Annotated in this window: 3 protein-coding genes; all 3 read left to right on the top strand. The window is 52.0% G+C overall.

What is annotated here, in order from left to right; translation table 11 throughout:
* A partial coding sequence (locus AADEFJLK_RS23595) for a baseplate J/gp47 family protein (RefSeq protein ID WP_211299340.1) occupies positions 1-603 on the top strand: 603 nt, incomplete at its 5' end.
* Positions 600-1139 carry a hypothetical protein gene (locus tag AADEFJLK_RS23600; RefSeq protein ID WP_211299341.1) on the top strand — a complete coding sequence of 180 codons (540 nt, stop codon included), beginning with the start codon at positions 600-602 and terminating at the stop codon, positions 1137-1139. The genes AADEFJLK_RS23595 and AADEFJLK_RS23600, both read left to right, overlap by 4 nt.
* 2 nt (positions 1140-1141) lie before the next feature.
* On the top strand, positions 1142-1447 hold the full coding sequence (locus tag AADEFJLK_RS23605) for a hypothetical protein (RefSeq protein ID WP_103976034.1): 306 nt from the start codon (positions 1142-1144) through the stop codon (positions 1445-1447).
* The last annotated feature ends 104 nt before the right edge of the window (positions 1448-1551 follow it).

Below are 1551 nucleotides of genomic sequence, written 5' to 3' on the forward strand. Positions count from 1 at the left end.
TCCAACGCCACCTTCGCCTTTTGTGCGCCGGTCATCAATTTACGCTTTTTCTCACTCATTTTCGTCCACCTGTTTTATGATGGACACCATCTTAAATTATTGTCTGTTTTTATGGGTCCACTATACCGCTCCGGTAAGCCTGCTGATTATCGGGCATGGGCAATGGCCGCACATCCGTCGGTTACGGGGGCTTTAGTGCAGCCTCACGCTCTTGGCCCCGGCACGGTTCTGTTGAGGCCTATTTGTGATGGCTTGACCAACCGCTTGCCGACGACGACTATTTTGGATGCGGTGTCGGCGTATCTTCCAGCAGTTGTTCCGGCAGTCGCCGATTGGCGGGTAGCCGCGCCGCTCTTGGATTATGTCACGATTACATTGGCTCTTGGTGCGAGCGTTGATACGTCTGCTAATCGCCAAGCCAAAACGGACTTTTTGGCCGTTTTGGTTTTGAGCAAGTCTGCCGAGCAAGATGTATTGTTGTTGGCCGAGATTGATGTCGCTGTTTTGTCTGTTACGAGTGATTATGTTCGCGTGGCTCCAGTCGCTAACATTGTCGCGGACGCGGGTGCGATATTTGTCTTGGCGGCAGTGGAGTTTGAGTGATGCTGCATTTGGCGCGTGATTATGCGGATGCGCTGCAAGCTTTGTTGCCGACGGGGGCGGCGTGGGAGTGGGAGCCGGATAGTTTTGGCGATACGATGGTTTTGGCGACGGCGCAAGAATTGGCAAGGGTTGATGCGGCGGCGGTGGATGTTTTGGCGATGGGTATCGCCTTGCATTGCCCTGGCCGTTTAAGTTATCTGCTGGCTGATTATCAGGCGGTCGCTGATGCGGCTACTCAGATTATCCCGCGTAAGCCTGCGGCAATCGGCTGTACTGTCGGTTATCGCTTGTGGAGCCAAGACGCGCCCGTTTCTGTTTCACCTGACCCTGTTGTTGTGGTTGATGATTATCATCGGCCTACATCAATAGGCGGTCATATCGGCGATAGGGTGTGGTCTAGTCGTTGTCGCTATTATTTGCGGGTGCGGTTTGATAGGTCGCTGATTGATAGTGCCGTATTGCTGTCGGCCTTGCGGGATTTTAAACAGGCGCATGTTTTTTTATTTGTGGTGGATACACCTAATTTAGGGAGCTAAAAATGCAAAGAATCGCGGGGCCTGGTGCAATAGACGGGTTGTTTGTTGAAGAAGATACCGGGACCGGACAGCCGCCTACGCAGATTACAGCGGCGTGGATGAATACCGTCCAAGAGGAACTCTGTACGGTCATTACCGAGGCGGGTTTAACGTTGGATGGCGGCGATAATACGCAGTTGCTTGCTGCTATTGCTGCATTGATTACGGCGGGTTCAACGGGCGGTCGGGTTGTGCCTATTGGCTCTGTTATAGCGTGGAGCGGGGCTATATCGGCCATTCCGGCACATTGGGTATTGTGTGATGTATAGTGGACCCATAAAAACAGACAATAATTTAAGATGGTGTCCATCATAAAACAGGTGGACGAAAATGAGTGAGAAAAAGCGTAAATTGATGACCGGCGCACAAAAGG

The sequence above is a fragment of the Methylovulum psychrotolerans genome (assembly GCF_002923755.1).
Classification (GTDB): Bacteria; Pseudomonadota; Gammaproteobacteria; order Methylococcales; family Methylomonadaceae; genus Methylovulum; species Methylovulum psychrotolerans.

Bases quoted from the DNA above. Each gene is read 5' to 3' on its own strand.
- AADEFJLK_RS23605 (WP_103976034.1), top strand. From the start codon at position 1,142: ATGCAAAGAATCGCGGGGCCTGGTGCAATAGACGGGTTGTTTGTTGAA.